This is a genomic window from Neptunitalea lumnitzerae, from assembly GCF_027924185.1.
GTDB lineage: Bacteria > Bacteroidota > Bacteroidia > Flavobacteriales > Flavobacteriaceae > Neptunitalea > Neptunitalea lumnitzerae.
The window spans coordinates 1,556,310-1,578,611 of sequence record NZ_BRVO01000001.1 but is presented as its reverse complement, the minus strand read 5'-3'; the positions used below and the strand labels follow the sequence as shown (position 1 = coordinate 1,578,611).

Here is a 22,302-nt window from a genome sequence, read left to right as displayed (position 1 = left end):
CCTTGGCATTTTTACTTTTTTATTAATGATTCTGTTAACGTATTTAAATGCTCTACTTTTTCTTCAAAATTAGCTTTCAATCCTTTTCTATACGTATTCAGATTTTCTACTAATTTGTTAATATCATCAGGTATTACTTCCTCAAAAAACTGACGTAACCTCTTAGCTGTTGTTGGCGATTTTCCGTTGGTTGAAATGGCAATCTTCACATTTCCCTTAGTTACAATACCCCCCATATAAAAATCACAATACGGAGGATTATCAGCTACATTTACTAAAATATTCTTCGCTTTAGCATCGTGATACACTTGAATATTCACGGTCTCGTCATTCGTGGCTGCAATAATCATTTGACTCCCATCTAAATCCTCGGTCTCATACGCTTTTTCAATAAGTGTTACCTGATGTTTTAGCGCCAACTCTTTCACCTCTTCTCTAAATTCTTTGGCTACCATTTTTACGTTGGCATTAGGGCTGGACTTTAACAGAAACCCCAACTTTTCTAATCCAACCCAGCCACCACCAATAATTGTGACGTTTAACACATGTAGCTTTAAAAAAACGGGATATAATTCATTCTTTTCCATAGCAATATTTCCCATTTATACAGCGTACGCTATTGGTTCATTTTTTTCAATTGCGCTAGCACAAACATTTTGTAAAGCGCCTCTATGTTCTACCACACTACCCAACACTATAATAGCAGGATTGCTAAGTTGATTTTCTTGAACCACTTGCTCTATGGTTTCAACGGTCCCCACACCTATTTTTTCTTCAGGTGTGGTTCCGTTTTGAATAATAGCCACAGGTAAACTTGCTTTACCTTCAGCCTTGAACAGCGATACTATTTCAGGTAGTTTACTCATCCCCATTAAAATAACTACCGTAGCAGTTGATTTTGCAGCTAGAGCAACATCGTCTGATATTTTATGTGATTTTGTAGTTCCTGTGATTACCCAAAAACTTTCTGAATTCCCTCTTTTCGTCAATGGAATGTTTTGGTATGCAGGCACCGCTAAAGAAGATGATATACCGGGCACCATAGCAACAGATACTCCATGCCCTGCAGCATGCTCCATTTCTTCAGCACCTCTTCCAAAAATAAAAGGATCTCCTCCTTTTAAACGTACCACGTGTCCTTTCGTTAAGGCTCTTTGAACAATAAGTTCATTTATTTGTTCTTGTTGGTAAGCATAACATCCTTTACGTTTCCCTACAAAAATAAGTTCTGCATGAGTAGCGTATTCTAAAAGCTCTTTATTTACCAAAGCATCATACAACACCACATCGGCACTTTGTAAAGCTTTAATTGCTTTTAGTGTTATTAAATCAGCATCTCCCGGACCTGCGCCAACTACCGTTAGCAGTGGTTTATTTTGTAACTTCATCTTCCAACTGTTTTTTTCTAAAAGCATCTACTGTTTTGTAAAAAGAAGTAGCTTCTTCTAAATACGTTTTAGCAAAACTTTCAGTAGGTTCATTTTCATTTATCTGATACACTAATTTTGCAAAAGTGCCTTCTAACCCAAGTTGTGCTGCAAACAATTCATCAAATTGTTTTACAATACCCGCTTGTGTATTGGTTTTTACATTTTCTGCTAACAAAAGTGCCTTTGCTGCATTAATAAATGCTGTATAAGCATGGTAAATACCATCTGCCCATTGGTTACCCGCCAAAGCAATTTTTGCATTCTCTAATTTCTCTTCTACCTCAAATAACAACGTTGCTACTAGGTCTACCACTACACCAGCACATTCTCCTACTCCAACAGCTTGTACATACGCCTCTGAATGCCCCCAGTCTACAAAATCATCTGCCACCAAATTATCGGTTTCAGATAGTGGTTTTAGAAAATCGTAAAAGTACTTTTGTCCTTGTCTGTCATAATACGCCAAAAACGATTCTTCTTTACCATTACTTTTAAAATCATCTAACAAAGCTCTCAACGCTTGCGGACCTCTTTTAGATGGTATTTTTATTACCTTATCTGAAAATCTTCCGGAACCATTTCCTAAAACACCTCCACCCAATAATACCTGAAGTGCAGGGGCTACAAGTTTACCTTGTCTAATAGACATTCCTTGAAAACCTATATGTGCCATATTGTGTTGCCCACAGGCATTCATACAACCACTAATTTTAATGGTAACATCCGTATTATTTACATACTCCGGATATTCATTTCTAAGTACATCTTCTAAAACATCTGCTATACCAGTACTACTAGCAATTCCTAAATTACAGGTATCTGTTCCCGGACATGCTGTAATATCTATTGTAGTATTATACCCGGTAGCTGTAAAACCTAATGCCGAAAGCTCTTGATAGAAATATGGTAACAACTCTTCTCTAACATCTCTAATTAAGATATTCTGGCGTAATGAAAGTCGTAATTCATTACTCGCATATTTCTTTATAAGTGCCGCTAACTTTCTAGCTTCATCTGTATAGAAATCTCCTAATTTAACTTTAATGCCTACCGCATAAAACCCTTCTTGTTTCTGCTTTACCACGTTCGTAGTTTTCCAAGCATTGTATCCCTTTTCATTTTCAATTACAACCTCAGGCACTTCTGCAGTTAGGGCATCATAATCTTTCTCAAAATCTTTTACCTCAATTGGATATTCTTGATAAGACAACGCTAATTGTTGTTCTTCTACCAATTTTAAGAAAGCCTCTATCCCTATTCCTTGTACTAAAAACTTCATTCGTGCTTTTAAACGTTTGGCACGCTCTCCATGTCTATCAAAAACTCGAAGCACACTTTCTATAAACGGAATTAACTTATCTACTGGTAAAAATTCATGCACCAACTCTGCATGGTTCGGTTGCGACCCCAAACCTCCACCTAACATTACTTTAAAACCACGTTCTCCATCTTTAATCTTAGGAATAAACCCTAAATCATGAATAAAAGACAAGGCCGAATCTTTATCTGAAGAAGAAAAGGACATTTTAAATTTACGCCCCATCTCCTGACACACAGGATTTCTTAAAAAGAATTGAAACACTGCATGTGCATACGGCGAAACATCAAAAGGCTCATCAGGGTCTATACCTGCTAACTCGCTAGCAGTAACGTTTCTTACCGTATTACCACACGCCTCTCTTAATGTAACATCACTTTTTTCTAACTCTGCCCATAGTTCAGGTGTTCTATCTAAATTCACATAATGAATCTGAATATCTTGTCGGGTAGTAATATGCAATCTTCCAGTAGAATATTCATCGGAAACATCTGCTATACGCAACAGCTGATCTCCTGTTACCTTACCATATGGCAGTTTTATCCTCACCATTTGCACTCCCGGTTGTCTTTGCCCATATACACCACGCGCTAGCCTTAAACTCCTAAAGCGCTCTTCATCTACTTTCCCTTCTTTAAAGAGTCTAATTTTTCTTTCTAACTCAATAATATCCTTTTCTACAACGGGATTCTCTATTTCGGTTCTAAAACTTTGCATACTATTCTACTAAATCTATAGATTAAAAGATTTTCTAATTAAAAAATAAACAGCACGAAGGCTGTTTTATTTTTTTTCAGCTTTTTATTCCTTAATTATCTTAAGTGGATACCACATTCACGGTTAGAAAAAACCTTGGTAGGATCAAAATAATTAAACTCATTGGTTAAATTATGCTCCTGTATATAAGCGTATATCTCCTTGTTATTGTAATAAAAAAATGGGCTTACCTTTAACACACCATCACTTGTAAAGCTAAGAATATCTAAAGAAGATCTATGCTCAGTTTGCGACTTTCTAATATTAGAAAACCAAACATCTGGCTTATGCTCATTCATAGCTCTTCTAAAAGGCTCTAGCTTCACTATTTCTGTAAACAGTTTGTGCTTATCATTATCTGGCTCTGGCACCCCATAGTAGTAACTAATAAACGACTTTGAAAGCCCAGGTTCATATTTTTTTACATTCAGCTTTAATTGCTTTATCGTTTTTTCTATATGCATATAAGTAGCATCGGTATTAAAACCGGTATCACACCAAATCACAGGCATTTCTGGCATGGCTGTAGAACACAGGTGCAATAAAGATGAAGAATACGGACCAAAGTTACTGGTAATAACTGGTCTTTTTGCAAAACTCAACGCCCACTCAACAATCTCCTGAGGAGTCTTTGTTTTTAAAATGGCGTTATAACTTAAAATGTCTTCTGCTACTTTCATATCAATTTCATTGTTTTCTAATAATCTATAGAGCTAGTAGATTATTATACAAACGTACACAAAATATTTTTAATGTACGCGATTTTAAATCAAAATTTTAAGTTAAAGCCTGACTTAAGTCATTGATTATGTCATCTACATGTTCTAAACCTATAGATGTTCTTACCAAACCATCGGTTATACTAACCGCTAAACGCTCGTCTTCAGACAGTTTACTATGTGTAGTTGATGCAGGATGGGTTACTATTGTTCTGGTATCCCCAAGGTTTGCAGATAACGAACAAAGCTTAATTTTATTCAAGAATTCTCTACCAGCATCAATACCTCCTTTTATTTCAAAGGCAACAATATTTCCGCCTAACTTCATTTGCTTGAGCGCTGTTTTATATTGTGGATGCGATGGCAAGAAAGGATATTTTACAGAAGCTACTTTAGGGTGCCCTTCTAAAAACTGAGCTACTTTTAATGCGTTTTCACAATGTTTCTCTACTCTAACCGATAAGGTTTCTAAACTTTTAGATAAAACCCAAGCATTAAAAGGTGACATTGCAGGCCCAGTATTTCTACTGAACAAATAAATTTCTCTAATCAAATCGGCTCTACCTACTGCTACACCACCTAACACACGGCCTTGTCCATCTATTAATTTGGTAGCTGAATGTACTACTAAATCTGCTCCAAACTTAATAGGGTTTTGAATGTAAGGTGTTGCAAAACAGTTATCAATCACTAACAACAAGTTATGTTTTTTAGCTATTTGCCCTAACAATTCTAAATCTATAATATCTACCGCCGGGTTAGTAGGTGTTTCAGCATATAAAATTTTAGTATTAGGCTGTATAAAACTTTCTATAGTCTCTGGTTCATTTACCTTAAAATAAGAAGTTTCAATATTCCATTTTGGTAGGTACTTTTTAAATAAAGAATGTGTAGACCCAAAAACACTACTAGCCGATACAATATGATCGCCAGCACCTAATAATGCTGCCAACGTATTGTACACCGCAGCCATACCAGTAGCAAAAGCATACCCTGCCTCTGCCCCCTCCATCTTACAAATTTTCTCTACAAACTCACTGGTATTAGGATTGCTAAATCTACTATATAAATTACGAGGTTTCTCTTCTGCAAAAGAAGCTCTCATATCCTCAGCATCGTCAAACACAAAACTAGAGGTTAAATATATTGGGGTACTATGCTCAGAAAACTGACTTCTTTCTGATTGCGTTCTTACCGCTTCTGTTTCAAACTTATAATTTGTATCACTCATATCTTTCTTTTTCTTTTTCAAATTAGTGAATATTTTTTTCTGCCAAACGTAATATATCTCCAAATACACCACGTGCAGTAACAGCTGCACCTGCACCAGCCCCTTGAATAACTATAGGATGTTCTCCATAAGACTCCGTATAAATTTCAAAGATAGAATCTGAACCTTTTACTTGTCCTAAAGCACTTTCTTTAGGCACCGACACCAACTTCACATCTAACGCTGCTCCATCATCTTTAAACAAATCACCATGTAAATCACCTACATAACGTAACACATGATTTGGTTTTTGGTTCTTTTTAATCTCATCAAATACCGGGTTCAATTCTGATAATCGCTCTAAAAATTCAGGCACTGTAGTATCTTGTAAATTTTCAGGTATTAAATTCTGAATCTTAACATCCTCAAATTCATTTGCCAAATCTAGCTCCCTAGCCAAAATCAGTAATTTTCTACCTACATCTACCCCGCTTAAATCATCACGCGGATCTGGCTCTGTATACCCATTATCTATAGCTTTCTGTAATACTTCACTAAACGCCTGGTCACTTTCTGAGAAGGTGTTAAATAAGTAACTTAAAGTACCACTAAACACACCTTTAATACGGGTAATATTTTCTCCTGAATTGTGCAATAAACTTATAGTATCAATAAGCGGAAGTCCAGCCCCAACATTGGTTTCATATAAATATTTTTTCTGGTATTCATCTAACACCACTCGTAACTCTTTATAGAAATCTAACGAAATGGTATTGGCTATTTTATTTGCAGATACTAAATCGAATCCATTTTTAACTAAAGGAATGTAATTCACAACAAAGTCTTTACTAGCGGTAGCATCTACAGCAATTAAGTTTCCTAAATGCGCATTATCAACCAATTGCAATAAGGTATCTAATCCTTCATTAGCTACTGCTTCTGTATTTAGTTGAGCTTTCCAATCTCCTAAAATACCTGCCGGATTAAATACTATTTTTCTAGAATTTACAATAGCTACCACATTTACAGCCAAGCCTTTTCTTTCTAAAATATTTTCACGGGCATTTAACACTTGGTCTATAAGCGTACCCCCTACAGTTCCATGACCAAAAACTACTAAATTTACCTTTTTGGAAATTCCGAAAATCTCCCCATGAATAATATTGATAGCTTTTTTTACCTGAGCTCTTTTCACTACCAAACTAACATTCTTACCAGTAACCGTATTGTTTAATAACAAGGGTACAATTTGATTTTTAATAAGTGCATCATAAGGCTTATTAAACGTAGCTAACTCTTGTCCTACTATAGATATTACAGATACATCTGTATTTACATATACCTCACTTACATCGTTGGTATAGAAATCGTGTTCAAACTCTTGCTCCAGCGCTTTTTTAGCTTCAAAGGCATCTTTAGAATCTACCACTAAACCAATTCCTCTTTCAGAAGATCCTTGCGCAATAATACTCACACTAATTTGCTTTGTTCCTAGTGCTTTAAAGATACGAGCATCTACCCCCGCTTTTCCTAATAAACCTCTACCTTCTAAGTTTATTAAAGCTACATTTTGAAAAGTAGACACCGATCTAATTCCACACTCTGGCGCTTCTGCATGAATAAAAGTGCCCTTATTATCTTTATTAAATGTATTTAAAATACGTAACGGTATGTTCTTTTCAATTAATGGTATAATGGTTTTAGCATGTAATATATTAGCCCCAAAATTAGCCAACTCATTCGCCTCTTCGTAAGACAGCTCCTTAATAATTTCTGCATCTGCTACTAAGTCTGGATTCGCAGTGTAAATACCATTTACATGTGTAAAGTTTTGCAATTCTTCAGCATCTAAATAATTTGCTAATAAAGAAGCAGTATAGTTACTACCATTTCTACCCAAGGTAGTGGTTTCACCATCTTTAGTAGCACCAATAAAACCAGTTACTATTTGCACTGAATCTTTATGTGCCTCAAAATGATTAATTACATTTTCTTTAGACACTGTATGGTTTGGCTGTGCATTTCCAAAAGTACTATCCGTAACTAACAATGCTCTACTATCTGCAAAATTGGCTTTAACACCTTTATCATTTAATAGTTTAGCAATAGTTTTACCAGATATAATTTCCCCTTGTGAAAGCACTTGGTCTTTTACCTTTTCACTATAATCGCTCAACAATGCTACCCCTTCAAAGAGTTTTAAAAGAGTTGCTAGTTCTTCTGCTATATCCACATCGGTTACTGAAAGCTGATAGGTTTTAAATTTTTGAAAATCATCAGCTATATCTTTTCCTAGAGCCGCTTTATGAAGCATTGCTTCCAATTGATCAGTAGCCTTACCTCTGGCAGATACTACCACCGCAATACGCTCTTTTGCTTTTACTTTTTCGCTTATAATATCAAGCGTATTCTCTAATCCCTCGCCATTTGCTAATGACTTCCCTCCAAATTTCAGTACTTTCATTCTTTTATATTTAGGTGATGGAAACACCTTAGTAATCAATTTTTCTAACTGTTCAAATTCTATTAAAAAAGCATCGTGCCCATGTACAGATTTAATTTCGCCATAGGTTACATTGCTTTTAGACTGTGCTAACTTTTTATGTGTATCTCTATTTTCTTCCGCAGAAAAAAACAAATCAGAGTCTACCCCTACAATATGTATAGCCGCTTTTATACTATTAAAAACCTCTTCTATATGTTCTCTACCTCTTGTTACATCAATCGTTTTTAATAACTGATTCATTAACCTGTAAGCAGATAACTGAAAACGCTCTTGTAACTTCGCCCCATGGTGTAACAACCAACTCTCTACATTGAAAATTTTTAACTCAGCATTAGTTGTTCGCTGAAATTTTGCTTTAAACGACTCAGGTGTTCGGTAACATAACATAGCATGCATACGAGCATCGTGCACGGGGTTATTTGAGTTTCTTAAAATTTGTTCTTGTATTTGGCAATTCGCTATTAGCCAATCGGTAGCTTTCCAGTCGGTAGCTATGGTTATCAAATGTGTAGCTATATCAGTATCTAAAGCGCACATTTCCCATGCAATACCACCACCTAACGATCCGCCTATTAAAGCATACAACTTCTCTATATGCAATAGCTGTAACCCCTGTAGAAATATGCGTGCTATATCTCTTGCAACAAAAGCCTTGTAGTTTTCAATAACAAAACCATCGTACCCATTACCTGGTATGTTAAATGATATAACCGTGTATACATTTGTATCTATACTTTTTTCCTCACCTACAAGGGTACTCCACCATCCTGTGTTTCCAGATACATTTGAGTTACCAGTAAGCGCATGGTTTACCAGCACCACTGGTGCAGTACCAATAGGTTGCCCAAAATGCTCATAACTTAAGGGAAGGTTTTTAAATACTACCCCACTTTCTGTTATAAAGGATTCTATATGTATTGTTTCTAACTTGCTTGACACCTCTTTACGTATTAATTATTATAATTAAAATCTTATTGTTGCTGCTATTGTGATTTTGTTCTTAACAGCATCATATAAGCGTGGCGTAAAGATGTGTGTACTCCTTTCAACAAAACCTCATTTAATACATAATTCGTATTCATTTTTCTATACATTTAGTTAAATAAAAATTTAAACTAAAAGTCAAAACCACCCAAAAACTAGGTGCTGCTTAAAGAAGGATGTTATAAAGAAATTTGAAGTAACACAAGGAAGTGTATTACACTTAGTTATCTATCCAAGTAAAGTAACAAGGTAGAATTTAGCACCTTCTTTATAAAAGAATAAAGGGTTGCCAAGGCTTCACAGGGTCTATTCCCTCCGCCTTTCTTGATAACATTTCAATAAGTATTTGAACTTTTAACAATGCAAAGTAACGGTATATTACACAAACAAACCAAACATTTTTAATTTTTTTTAGCATTAAAATATTCTCACTTTTTAAGTTTTAATTAAAATTTGTTTTCATACCTTTGCCCCATAAGAGGATAAATTTGACTGATTGCGACCTCCATAAAAAATGCTAAAGCAGTACATTTCTACTCTTTAGATAATCCTGTCGGTCATTCAATCCTCTACTTAAATAAATTTAATAGAGAAAAGATTATGTCGTATTTTTTTACATCAGAATCCGTTAGTGAAGGACATCCTGATAAAATTGCAGATCAAATTAGTGATGCACTTATAGATAACTTTTTGGCTTTTGACTCCGAATCAAAAGTAGCGTGTGAAACATTAGTTACTACCGGACAAGTAATACTAGCCGGAGAAGTAAAGTCTACCACATATTTAGACGTTCAGGATATAGCCAGACAAGTCATCAAGAAGATAGGATATACTAAAAGTGAATATATGTTTGAAGCCAATTCATGTGGTGTTCTTTCAGCAATTCACGAACAATCTACCGAAATTAATCAGGGTGTAGACAAGGCTAATAAAGAAGAACAAGGAGCAGGTGACCAAGGTATTATGTTTGGTTATGCCTCTAATGAAACGGAAGATTACATGCCTTTGGCTTTAGATTTATCTCATAAACTTTTACAGGAATTAGCTGTAATTAGACGTGAAAATGACGAAATCACCTATTTACGTCCAGATGCTAAAAGTCAGGTTACTTTAGAATATAGCGCAGATAACAATCCATCACGTATTGAAGCTATCGTATTATCTACTCAGCATGACGAGTTTGATACAGAAGAAAATATGTTGGCTGTTATTAAAAAGGATATTACAGAAATTTTAATTCCTAGAATTATTAAAAAGCATCCGCAATACGCGCACCTTTTTAATGATGATATTAAGTACCACATTAACCCAACTGGAAAATTTGTAATTGGTGGACCTCATGGAGATACCGGGTTAACAGGGCGTAAAATTATTGTTGACACCTATGGTGGTAAAGGTGGCCACGGTGGTGGTGCTTTTTCTGGTAAAGACCCAAGTAAGGTTGACAGAAGTGCTGCTTATGCAACCAGACATATTGCTAAAAATTTAGTAGCTGCTGGTGTTGCCGATGAAATATTAGTACAAGTTAGTTACGCTATTGGTGTTGCAGAACCTATGGGTATTTATGTAAACACTTATGGTAGCAATAAAACAAGTTTTACTGATGGTGAAATAGCTAAAAAAGTTTCTGAAATATTTGACATGCGCCCATATTTCATTGAGCAACGCTTAAAACTTAGAAATCCTATCTATAGTGAAACCGCAGCATACGGGCACATGGGTAGAAAACCACAAACAATTACCAAAACTTTTACCGCACCAAACGGTGATACTGTTACTAAAGAAGTAGAACTTTTTACATGGGAAAAATTAGACTATGTTGATAAAGTTCAGGAAGTTTTTAAAATTTCTTAAGTATTTTTATAACTAAGAAATTAAAACTTTTTTAAACATGAAAAATATTGTTGTTTTCTGTGGATCTAGTAGCGGAAATTCACCTGCATTTGCAGAACAAGCCAGCCTTTTAGGTAAAACTTTAGCAAAAAGAGACATTGCTTTAATATATGGTGGTTCTCGACTGGGATTAATGGGTAAAGTTGCCGATGGAGTGATAGAAAACAATGGAAAAGCTATTGGAGTTTTGCCTTACTTTTTACAGCAAAAAGAAATTGCGCATCATGGGCTAGATGAGCTTATTCTGGTAGAAACAATGTTAGAGCGTAAAGAAAAAATGAATACGCTTTGCGACGGAGTAATTACACTACCAGGAGGGTATGGTACCCTTGATGAACTTTTTGAAATGCTTACATGGGCACAACTAGGTTTACATAAAAAACCTATAGGTATTTTAAATACTGAAGGCTATTATAACGAACTTATAGCTTTTTTAGATACCATGACACAAAAAGGGTTATTAAAACCTGAATACAGAGACATGGTTGTAATTAGTGATACAGTAGAAAGCTTGTTAACAAAAATGGAGGCCTACATAGCACCAGAAGTTACCAAATGGATTGGTAAAGAAGATATTTAAAACCAACATCTAACATTCATAATTAAAAAAGGACTTTAAATTTTAGCATTTAAAGTCCTTTTTCATTTAAGTTTAACCATTATATTAATCAATGGTTACGTGACCCCAGTTTTCACCAGTTTTAATTCTATGCAATTGCATTTCAGAAACACCAAATTGCTTTGCTAAAATTTTCAAACGAGTTCTTCTGTTCGGATCTAATAACTTTTTCTTTAAGATTTTTACTCTACCTTCAGTAAGTTTAGAATACTTGATGCGGTCTCCTCTATCAATATTCTTAAACTCAGGATTAGAGAATTGGTGTAGTTCCTTTTCTCTTTTGGTAGCCCATTTAAGGTTTTCAACCTTGTTCTCTTTTTTCTCGTAATTCACGTGAATTACATACTGCTTACCTTCTTCTTTTTCAAGAAAATGTTCAGCAACAAGCTTGTGAACATAACGTGTTGTAAACTTATTAATCTTCTTCTTGGTAGCTTCTTGTTTCTCTTTTACGTAATCAGGTGAAAGTCTAACGGTTAGCTTTTCGTACCCATTTACATACTTAGGTTTTACAAGAACTTCCTCTTCGCCTCTGCAATCAATGATTCGTCCGTAATTTGAGATTTTAAATTTTTCTGTTTTACAAACTTTGTCATCAAACTCCAATGGCTTCCACGTCTCATTCCAAAAATTTCTAATCATTCCTAATAAGGGTTTGGGTTAATACTATATAAATTAACATTAACAACGGTTGGGGAGTTGTTTTTAGTTGTGCTAATATAACACTTTATATTAAAAATACATACCAAACCATTTTTATACCCTAATTTTTTAGCATTATTTTAAGATTAACTCTCTATTCTTCAAAAAACATCCTTAAAATCAACAGGTTGAACCCAAATATTCATCATAAAATCTCAGACAAATCTTTCAATAATTTCATTGAAAAATATGCAAAAAGCAAAGGCCAAAACTGCACCTAACTGTTTGCTATAAATTATATTTAATTTTTAGCATAACATATCTTGGCTGAATATAATATTGAGAGGTAGTATTATATAAATCACTAAAACTATCCTGATTCAAACTAGTGGTATTTAACAAATTGGTAACCTCAACACTATACTCCCAACTACTGTCAGGTTTTTGGTATGATAATGCCGCATCTAAAAAATCATATTCGTTATCTACGGTAGCATCTTTAGACCTAAAATGGTAATAATCATAATCTGCTGTAAATATAAAACCGTTTAAAAAAGCTGCATCAAATTTTACAAAAGGCTTGTCTGTATAATTTACAGTTGTAGACCCTGCGTTATCATAGTCATTTAAGCTATAACTATACCCAAGCTCTACATTAGGAGCCTCCCGGAAGTTAGTAGCTATACTTCCATTATAACTTTGAGTAAACGACTCTGACACACTTCGTTCAAGGTTTACAATATTATTTCTTTTAGCGTATGAAAGATTAGCCCCTGTAGCTACTTTTAGTTTCCAAAATGTACGTTGGTATCTACCGTTAAAAGTAAGATTATCATCTGCAAAGTTTGAATTAATTGTTGAGCTCACCTGATTAATACCAGTGATAGCACTACTATTTTTAAAGGCATCTAACTGTTTGCTATAACTTACATTAGCAAATATGTTTGTAAAGTTAAACATGTTAAAACTAAAAAAGTTTAACGAAACTGTATGATACAAAGCACTTTCTAAATTTCTATTTCCGCTATACATGCTATTATAGTTACTAAAAACATATCCCTGAGCAAAATTATTTACATCGGTAAATTGTCTGCTAATAGCATAGTTAAACCGCAAACTCTGAGATTTTTTCATTTGAAAATTCACATACACATCCGGCACAATATTTACCAACTCATCGGAAACAGTTGTTCCTAACTGTTCATTGGTACTTTTATAAGTGTGTGCTGTAAAACCCGGATTAAAGGTAAACTTACCTGAAACTACTTTGTAATGAAACCCTAGGTACACATCTGAAAACGTAAAATCTACATTATTATTTAATTCTTCCTCATTAAACCCCAAGGTACTATCATCATCTAATACTTGAAATATATGAGAGTTAAATTGTTGTTTACTCTGTGTGGTTCCTAATGTAAAATTTAAATTACTTTTAGGACCTGGCACCCAATAATAATCTACTTTCGCCTCAAGTTTACTAGTTTCTACCTTTTTTTCCTGATTCATATTGTACACGCTTTGGCTATTATCTGTAGGTACAATACCAACAAAAGGCTGTTCTGCCCTAATAGCATTGTAAAATGGATCTTCGTTTTGGTATAGATGCTGTGCTTCTAATGCAAAAATATTCTTATCATTTAGCGTATAGTATAAATTAGCATTTTGATTTATAGATAACGGTTTCTGACTTTTATTTTCATCAATCTCATCAGTTACACTAGATATTGAAACCACATTAGTAGCCTCCTCTTGATCTGATAATTTAAGTAACGCATCGTAATCAAACTGTAGATTGCTACTAGGTTTATAGGTAGAACTCAGTTTGGCCAACCCTAAATTGGTATTTTGAGAAGTATTTGTATAAGCTGTCTCCTCTTCTCCAAATTGATTATTAGCATTATCTGGGTCTGCAAATTTTCTAATTCTAGCTTCCTCTAATTGCGTATCTGAATAGGAGTAAATTAAAAAACCACTTAAATCCCATGTTTTTGTTGGGGAGTAACTAAAATTAGCAGCACCAAATCGGGTATCAATTTCTTTAGCTCTATTATTTTGAAGCGTTGACAATCCTAAACCATTAGAAGATACACTAAAACTGGTACCACCTCTACTATTTAAATTTCTAAAACCTCCTGTGAAATTAAAATAATCTCGCATGGTAAATGGTAGCTCCCCTATATTATTTAAATCAGTAATAATATTAATACTATACTTAGGGTTATAGTAAAATAATTTAGGATGCGCCAAATAACGCTCATCTAGCCCTGCAGCAACCGTAATATCTCCAAACCAAAAGTTCTTTTTACCTTCTTTCAATTTAATATTCAAGGCTACATTATCTTCATCATTGGTAAGTCCTTTTAACTGACTTACTTCGTTATGGTTTCTTAAAACTTCAATTTTGTCCACTGCATCCGAAGGTATATTTTTGGTGGCCAATTTAGAATCGCCATCAAAAAAATCCTTCCCTTCTACCATTACTTTGGTTACCTTTTTACCCTCAACCTCTATCTCTCCATCATCATTAACTTCTACTCCAGGTAATTTTTTAAGCACATCTTCTAATTTCTTTTCAGTACCATTGGTAAAAGCATCAGAATCATATACAATGGTGTCTCCTTTAACGGTTACTGGCATTTCATAAGTGACCTCTACAGCATCTAACTCATCTGCTGCTAGCTCCATTATAAAATCTTTTTCGGTATCCGCATTTGGTGCGGTATACGTTTCCTCTATTGGCTTATATCCTAAAAAACTAATTTTAAGGGTATAGGTTGTTCCACTTTTTAAACTAAGTTTATACTTCCCTTCAGTATTAGAAATACCAAATGCATCTAGGTTTTGGGTTTCATTATTAATAGCTATTACATTTGCCATTTCTAATGTTTTCCCTTCTTGGTCTCTTACTACTCCCTTAACAGTTATGTTTTGAGTATACATGGTATTGCTTGCAAAAAGTGCAATAACGGCAGCTAATAAAAATCGAATCATGGTTTCGTATCTTTAAAATCTACCAGGTCTTCCTCCACCATCTCTACGACCGCCACCATTTCGAAAATTCTCTTCCATTTCCTTCATTTTAGCAGTTAAAATCTCATTGAACTCTTGCTGAGATACTTCTTTACCTTTTGTAGGTTCTTTAATATCTTCTTTATGAGAAGGATTCAATATAATTTTAGAACACAAAATAGTTGTACGGTCGGCATTTACTTCTAAAATTAAACCCGGTAAGCCGTTATACTCATCGGGTCCCATATTAACTGGTATCTCAGGAGTATACCACGCTACTATTGTAATTTCTTTAGGCATTGTAACCTCATCTAATAAAGATGTTTTTGTTGTATCTGCATCCTTACTATTGTCTGGTCTTCTTGGAGGCCGCATACTTCTAAAATCAAGTTTATCAACAGATTTTACAGCAGATGCCTTGTAACATGTATAATTACCAATCTTTTTAGTCTCAGACTCTAATTTCCACGTAAGTTTAGGCAACGTATCTTTTATTAAAAACACCTTACCAAAAACTTCTCTTTGATTTACGTACCTGTTCTCTAGAATATTTTTATAGTACTTACTATCTCCCATGAAACCAAACATTCTACGCCCTCCCTCTTGGCCAGGAGTTTCTAATTTCTCTTCTTCAAGATAATTTGCTTCTGAAGAATTAAATGTTAGAATAAAGGTTTTTTCTAGCATACGCTTCATTCGTTCCTCCATCTGCTTTTTCATATCTTCAGGAATATCTCTACCCCTATCAAAATCAAAATTTGCAGCTGTTTTAGACTCGTAGTAGGCTACTCCCTGAAAATTTTGTGAATAGCTTACCATGAAGCTAAAAAACAAAACAGTGTAATAATAGTATTTTCTCATATAAAGTAAGATTTACACCACCTAGGTTAGTTATACAGTCATAAGACTATATAAATTAAAAAAGGTTTATTTTAAGAATATAAAGTAACTGTAATCGGGAGTTTTTATGAGTTAACTAATGCTAACTAGTGTTAAATACCAAGTCTATTAAAAAAATCGGCTTTGTAGCTATCGCCAATAGGTATCTTCTCTTCCCCTATAACAACTCTACTTTTCTGAACTGATTTAATATGGTTGATATTTACCATATATGATTTGTGAATTCTTATAAAATTATGTTTGGGTAATTTCTCAGATATATCTTTAAAGTTAGAAAGCGTAATAATAGATTTATGTGTACTTTCTAAAGTTACCTTAAGATAATCTTTTAATCCCTGAACGTACTTGATATCATTAACATTTACTTTTACGTTCTCGTAATCGGATCTTAAAAAAATTAATTTTGGTTCATCTTTTACAGACCCGTAGGCTGGAAAGGTATTCATAATAGAAGGTATTTGGTTGTTTTTAAAATTCATAATTTCCTTAGCTCTAAGCACCGATTTTACAAAACGGTGATAAGGAATGGGCTTCATTAAATAATCTACAGCATTTAACTCAAATCCTTCTAAGGCATACTCAGAGTATGCCGTTGTAAAAATAAACAAGGGTTTATTAGAAATTGAATTAATAAATTCGATACCATTAATTTGTGGCATCTCAATATCTAAAAATATAAGGTCTACCTGATTGCTATTTAAAACCAAATGCGCATCTATAGCATTGGTAAAAACACCAACCACCTCTATAAAATCTATCCGCTCACAATAACTTTTAACAACATCTATAGCTAATGGCTCATCATCTATTATTACACACTTCATAACTACTTAAATTTTATAATTAGATGTACTGTAAATTTCCCATCTTTATTATTGATGTTTAGCTCATGAGAATTTGGATATAATAACGCTAACCTACTTTTGGTATTTTCTAACCCTATACCTGAGCTATTTTTATCTTTATCTACACGCCCAATTACATTTTCACAATAAAAGGAAAGACCATCATCTTCTATTCGTATTACAATTTTTATCTTAGTTTTTCCGGTAAAGTCAGTACCATACTTAAAAGCATTTTCAACGAACGACACAAACAATAAAGGTTGAATTTTTTTATGATGGTAATCTCCATGAATATTTAAACTAACCTCCTGATCATTTGCTAAACGCAGTCTTTGCAAATAGATATAATTATGTAAATAATCTAACTCTTTCTCTAGCGGCACAAAATCTTTATCTGCCTCATACAACATATACCTCATCATCTCAGATAAATTAATAACAGCTTCAGGTGTTTCCGCTGATTTTTTAACTGATAACGAATAAATAGTATTTAAAGAATTAAATAAAAAATGTGGGTTTAATTGTGCTTTTAAAAACTGAAGTTCTGAAGAAACCTTTTTTGCTGCTATCTCTTTTTTTGTATCCTCCGTTATTTTCCATTCGGTATACATTCTTATTACTGCTCCAATAACAATAAGTAAAAAAGGAACAATAGTTGGCATTACATATCTAAAAGCCCACATACGCGGTGGTCCACCATGTTCCATATCTGGCTTAAAGCCTTCCATAGGAGGCATTGGATTGTTATGCCCAAGCTTCTGCAACACTTCTCCCATTCTATTCAACCTAACAAAATCTGGTTGAAAAAATTCTCCTAACAAACCTCTTAACACTAAGATAAATAATACTAAAAGCAAATACTTACCCAACTCTCGTTTTAATAAAAAACGAGGTACAAAATACAAATAGTTAAGATAAAATATAGCTATGTTTATTATTTTACTATAATAAAATTCAGCAGTAACCTCTTTAAAATCAGTATAAAACTGCACCCAACTTAAGGACAAAAAACAAGCCCATACAAGTACATGAACTGATATTATTTTTCTTTCAGAAGTAAACTTCATAGCTTGTTATCTAAAATTACATACAGTCTAAAGATATCTCTAATCTTTTAATATCCTTTACAGATATAGTGGGATTTTCATTTAAAATAAATCTATTTTTTACCAACTCACCTGTTTTCTGTGCATCCTCCTCTGTACAAAATACAAACTTACCCGCTACTGCAGGAATAAATGGCTGATTTATTATAACTTTATCATTATATAAAATTTTATAAGCATATCCGTTCTCTTCCTTATACACTTCTACCTTTGGCTCATCTGCTTTGGGTTCTTTTGCAATTACTTTATTAAAAAAACCAAATGCAGAAACTAATAATAAAACAACTATCCCTGTTATAAGTAAAGACTTTCTACCAACTACGCTCATTCTTTCGGCTTATTTATTCAATTATTTAAAAAAAAGATAAAGAAGAGGTCCGGAGGGGGAAATTAAACACCGAACCTCTATTTTTAAGAACTAAAAAAAACTCTAAAAATTAGTCCTCATCATCATATTCTGCAAACGGATCAAACTCCATCATGTCATCTAAGTAAGCGTTGCTTCCATTTCTACCAAGCAAAACAAAACCTTGTGTTCCTGTAGAAAAAGCAACCGGATATAATCTTGACTCACGTTCAAAATTTGTTTTCTCTTCCCAAGTATCATTTGATGGGTCATACTCCCAAACACTTGTTAGCTGAGAGCTATACACCCCACAAGCTATATAACCATACCCGTTTATTGAAAATGCTGCTGCCCCACTTCGTATTACATCGTAATCATCATCATCATCTAAATCTTCTAACTCTGTCCAGGTTTCACTAGAAGTATCAAACATCCAGAAATCGGTTAAATAAGTTCCATTTTCTACCCCAGTTCCAAAGTATACTTTATCATCAATAGTAAAGGTTACTGCATCATGTCTTTTATCTCCTCCAAAACCAACTATTTCTTCCCAAGAGTCGTTTGAAGGATCATACTTCCAAAAGTCCTTTCTATCATTATCGCCATCAGTTCCACTACCAAAATACCCATAAGAGCTTCCTGCAAAACCAACTGCTCCTCTTCTAGGGTTTTCAGGAAAATCTGCAATTTGTGTCCAGGTATTAGAGTCTGGATCAAACTTATAGAAGTCGCCTAACTCATTAGTCCCGTCATAACCAGACCCAACATACCCTTCTCCACTTACAACAAAAGCCGATGCTGCTGTACGAGCAGCCCCGGGAAAATCTGCCTTCTGCATCCAATAATCATTAGAAATGTTATATTCCCAAGTATCATTCAAATAATCATCTCCATCATATCCTGTAGCTATATATCCTTTATTACCTATAACAAATGAAACTGCACTACTTCTTGCCTTACCATCTAGCGTAGATCTTTTAACCCAGTTACCTATACTATCAGAATCATCATCATTGTTACAAGACACTAACAGTGCTGCAAAAACAGCAAATGTTCCAATTCTTTTTAATCTACTAGTTTTTCTCATTTCCTTTTTAGAGTTATATATTCTTAAATTATTTAGATTAATCACACTTATAAAAAGATGCTATAATTTTGTATTTACTATCCCCAATTATTAGTTTAGCTGTATTAAAACTCACCTAATTCACAGTGCTTCTAATCTTATTCTGAAACAAATCTATTTAGCCATAATCTTGTAATAAAATCAAATAGACAAACCCTATGTTTTAACCTACCAAACAGGCATTAAAATCTACCAACAAGCCTATATTAATACATCCTTAAAATAGCGGTATTAGTCTTTAAAATAGCCTATTACGTATAATATGATTTTATATATATATAGTTACAGATACTTTTGGGCAAAACATTAAAAGATTATGAAAAAACTTCTTTGGTCTTGCCTAATTACTATTAGCATTATTGCTTGCAGTACAGCAGATGACATTACTCTGGAAGCAGGAGAATCGTTTACTAACACGAGTACTGTAATACATAAAATAGACACCATGAGTGTCGACTTTTCAACATTTAAGTTTGACAGTATACCATTTCCTACTCTAGGGCGAATTTTACTAGGCTCGTATACCGACCCCATTTTTGGGAAAAGTGAATCTTCCTCTTATCTAGAAATGGTACCACAGCATTATGATATTGATGACGAAGGTGTATTTGATAGTATTGTTCTAATTATGGGATACGACAACTATTTCTACAACGACACCCTTTCTCAAATGACCTATAACGTGTATGAAATAACAGAAGATGTAAAACCTGCCGACAATGAATCTAATTTTTATAATACAAGCACATTAGATTATGATACCTCTATTTTATTAGGTTCGCATACGTTTACTCCTAAACCAATGGAAGGAGACTCTATAAGAATTACATTGAATTATCCACTAGGAGAAAATATTTTTAATAAAATAAGAGATAAAGACATCACTGATGTTGACCTTTTCAGAGATAATTTTAATGGTATTACAATACAACCTGAGTATAATGATAACGGCAATTTTATAGGTTTTACTACAGGTAGCGATTATACCATGCTAAGACTCTACTACTCAGTTCCTGAAGATATTTCTACAGAACCACAGACCTACGATCTGGTTATAGATAATAGCGCAGAACCTCAAACCTATTTTAACCATATTGAAACTGATTATACAGGTACTGTTTTCGAAAACTTTCAAGATGAAGAAAACACCTATAGTTCTACTACTACTGGCAACTCTTTCTACCTTCAAACAGGTACAGGCATAGCTAGTAAAATAGCTATACCTAATATCAAATCGCTGTATGATCTTGGTAATAGTGGTACTGTTATGGACGCCTATCTTAAAATTTATGTTAGTGGTGCTAACTACTCTGATAATAGATACTTAAGTGATTCCCTATCTGTATACGTGCTAGACAGACACCAAGCAATCTCTGATGCTTTGTACGATTACGCTGGTAATGAAATAATTGCCAAACTTACCTCTAAAACAGAGTTTGGAGAAACCTATTACACCATTCCTTTAATTTCTTATGTAGACAATCTATTAAACAGCGATAGCATTGAAGATTTATCACTTTGTTTACTACCAGAAGACTATGAAACTACCATGAATAGAATCATTTTTAACGATGGAAATACTGAAGATTTTAATGCAGAATTGGTTATAACATATGCACTTTATTATGATGAATAGAATTTATATAACGTTAGTGCTTATAATATTGGCACAAATAGCTTTATCTCAAACGAATAACTTAACAGGATCTCCATACTCCTTATACGGTTTAGGAGTATTTAACGAAGCTAATCTTGGTAAAACAAATGCATTGGGTAAAAGCGGGGTGGCGCTAGAAAGCTTTTACGAAATAAACAATCTCAACCCTGCTTCTTTGGCTACCATGACAAACAAATCGTTTATGTTTGATGTAGGTTTTACAGGAGAAATGGATACTTACCAAAACAACAAATCTGAAGACAGCAAATGGAGAACTAATTTTAGCAACCTTGCAATTGCTTTCCCTGTTTCTAACAAAGCTGCAATGAGTATTGTCCTAACACCTTTTACCAATGTTGGATACGAACTTGTAGGACTAGAAACCAATGTAGAAGGATCATCTGACCTTTACACCACATACGTTACTGGTAGCGGCGGACTAAATAGCTTTAAAGCCAACTACGGTATGGCATTAACTGATAAAATAAATATTGGTGCCGGACTAGAATATATATTTGGTAATATTGAAGAAACAGAAGTTGTAGATTATGACAGCAACTATTTGTATATTGACAGAGATACTTATTATAAAAACCTACGCGCTACAGTAGGTTTCCAATATCAACCTTCTGAAAAGTTTGGCTTTGGTGCCACAGTAAAATTCCCAACAAGCCTTCATGCTTCACAAGATATAGAAGTATCTAAAGTGATAGATTTAGTTGAAGTTACGGTACAGGATGAGGAAGAACTAGATATTAATAACTTTGACTTACCTCTTGAGTTTGCAGTAGGTTTCAAAAAAACATTTTGGAACAAGCTTACCGTGAATGCAGATTACCGAAGATCTTTTTGGGATGCTACAGACCAAGAGGACAACCTAGGCTCTTTTAAAGATCAAGATTTTATAGGAGCCGGATTTGAATACTTAGGAAACGTAAGAAGCTTTAAATATTGGGATCGTGTTAGGTATAGAGCTGGTTTAACATATGACAATGGTTACTTATCTATTAACCAAGAAACCATTAATAATAAAGCACTTACCTTAGGTTTAGGGTTGCCACTAAGTTTAAAAAATAACTCCTTTATAAATGTATCATACTCTTATGGAGAAAGGGGTGTTGTTTCCTCTACCCTAACAAAAGAAAATTATCATTTACTAAGTATCAACTTAAGTTTGGAAAATATTTGGTTTGTCAAATCTAAAATAAACTAAGACCGTATTCATTTAGATTTTTA

General features: G+C 33.9%; 17 protein-coding genes and 1 riboswitch. Of the genes, 4 read left to right on the top strand and 13 right to left on the bottom strand.

What is annotated here, in order from left to right; translation table 11 throughout:
* Window positions 1-11: 11 nt before the first annotated feature.
* The 6 genes from Y10_RS07100 to thrA form a co-directional block, all read right to left on the bottom strand.
* Window positions 12-587 (bottom strand): precorrin-2 dehydrogenase/sirohydrochlorin ferrochelatase family protein, encoded by a 576-nt coding sequence (locus Y10_RS07100; RefSeq protein WP_281764662.1) that lies wholly within the window; start codon window positions 585-587, stop codon window positions 12-14.
* Between the two features lie 15 nt (window positions 588-602).
* Window positions 603-1,388, bottom strand: coding sequence for a uroporphyrinogen-III C-methyltransferase (cobA, locus tag Y10_RS07095; protein ID WP_281764661.1), 786 nt, complete (start codon window positions 1,386-1,388; stop codon window positions 603-605).
* Entirely contained in the window at window positions 1,372-3,465 is a 2,094-nt protein-coding gene (locus Y10_RS07090; RefSeq protein WP_281764660.1) for a nitrite reductase, read from the bottom strand. The genes cobA and Y10_RS07090 overlap by 17 nt, the downstream gene beginning before the upstream one ends.
* Window positions 3,466-3,560: 95 nt before the next feature.
* Window positions 3,561-4,184, bottom strand: a complete 624-nt coding sequence (locus Y10_RS07085) for a phosphoadenosine phosphosulfate reductase domain-containing protein (RefSeq protein ID WP_281764659.1) — start codon at window positions 4,182-4,184, stop codon at window positions 3,561-3,563.
* A 97-nt stretch (window positions 4,185-4,281) separates the two neighbouring features.
* Entirely contained in the window at window positions 4,282-5,454 is a 1,173-nt protein-coding gene (locus Y10_RS07080) for a trans-sulfuration enzyme family protein (RefSeq protein ID WP_281764775.1), read from the bottom strand.
* Window positions 5,455-5,476: 22 nt separating this feature from the next.
* Entirely contained in the window at window positions 5,477-8,878 is a 3,402-nt protein-coding gene (gene thrA / locus Y10_RS07075) for a bifunctional aspartate kinase/homoserine dehydrogenase I (protein ID WP_281764658.1), read from the bottom strand.
* A gap of 266 nt (window positions 8,879-9,144) precedes the next feature.
* Window positions 9,145-9,257: riboswitch (SAM riboswitch) on the bottom strand.
* Between the two features lie 266 nt (window positions 9,258-9,523).
* Between thrA and metK the strand changes: the two genes are divergently transcribed.
* Both metK and Y10_RS07065 read left to right on the top strand, forming a co-directional pair.
* On the top strand, window positions 9,524-10,777 hold the full coding sequence (metK, locus tag Y10_RS07070; RefSeq protein WP_281764657.1) for a methionine adenosyltransferase: 1,254 nt from the start codon (window positions 9,524-9,526) through the stop codon (window positions 10,775-10,777).
* A gap of 37 nt (window positions 10,778-10,814) precedes the next feature.
* On the top strand, window positions 10,815-11,396 hold the full coding sequence (locus tag Y10_RS07065; RefSeq protein WP_281764656.1) for an LOG family protein: 582 nt from the start codon (window positions 10,815-10,817) through the stop codon (window positions 11,394-11,396).
* A gap of 84 nt (window positions 11,397-11,480) precedes the next feature.
* Here the strand turns inward: Y10_RS07065 and Y10_RS07060 are convergent, their stop codons facing one another.
* The 7 genes from Y10_RS07060 to Y10_RS07030 form a co-directional block, all read right to left on the bottom strand.
* Window positions 11,481-12,077, bottom strand: coding sequence for an NUMOD4 domain-containing protein (locus tag Y10_RS07060; RefSeq protein WP_281764655.1), 597 nt, complete (start codon window positions 12,075-12,077; stop codon window positions 11,481-11,483).
* A gap of 288 nt (window positions 12,078-12,365) precedes the next feature.
* Window positions 12,366-15,068, bottom strand: a complete 2,703-nt coding sequence (locus tag Y10_RS07055; RefSeq protein WP_281764654.1) for a carboxypeptidase-like regulatory domain-containing protein — start codon at window positions 15,066-15,068, stop codon at window positions 12,366-12,368.
* Between the two features lie 12 nt (window positions 15,069-15,080).
* Window positions 15,081-15,947, bottom strand: a complete 867-nt coding sequence (locus tag Y10_RS07050; RefSeq protein WP_281764653.1) for a GLPGLI family protein — start codon at window positions 15,945-15,947, stop codon at window positions 15,081-15,083.
* 131 nt (window positions 15,948-16,078) lie between these two features.
* Window positions 16,079-16,810, bottom strand: a complete 732-nt coding sequence (locus Y10_RS07045; RefSeq protein WP_281764652.1) for a LytR/AlgR family response regulator transcription factor — start codon at window positions 16,808-16,810, stop codon at window positions 16,079-16,081.
* 2 nt (window positions 16,811-16,812) lie between these two features.
* The gene (locus Y10_RS07040; protein ID WP_281764651.1) at window positions 16,813-17,898 is read right to left on the bottom strand and encodes a sensor histidine kinase; all 1,086 of its coding nucleotides are present in this window, start codon (window positions 17,896-17,898) and stop codon (window positions 16,813-16,815) included.
* Between the two features lie 16 nt (window positions 17,899-17,914).
* Window positions 17,915-18,265, bottom strand: a complete 351-nt coding sequence (locus Y10_RS07035) for a DUF4907 domain-containing protein (RefSeq protein ID WP_281764650.1) — start codon at window positions 18,263-18,265, stop codon at window positions 17,915-17,917.
* A gap of 109 nt (window positions 18,266-18,374) precedes the next feature.
* Window positions 18,375-19,370 (bottom strand): Kelch repeat-containing protein, encoded by a 996-nt coding sequence (locus Y10_RS07030; protein WP_281764649.1) that lies wholly within the window; start codon window positions 19,368-19,370, stop codon window positions 18,375-18,377.
* Between the two features lie 355 nt (window positions 19,371-19,725).
* On the opposite strand from Y10_RS07030, the gene Y10_RS07025 reads away from it, so the two are divergent.
* Window positions 19,726-21,045, top strand: coding sequence for a DUF4270 family protein (locus tag Y10_RS07025; protein ID WP_281764648.1), 1,320 nt, complete (start codon window positions 19,726-19,728; stop codon window positions 21,043-21,045).
* Window positions 21,035-22,279: an OmpP1/FadL family transporter gene (locus Y10_RS07020; protein ID WP_281764647.1), complete on the top strand. Its 1,245-nt coding sequence runs from the start codon at window positions 21,035-21,037 to the stop codon at window positions 22,277-22,279. Before Y10_RS07025 ends, Y10_RS07020 begins: the two co-directional genes overlap by 11 nt.
* Window positions 22,280-22,302: the final 23 nt, after the last annotated feature.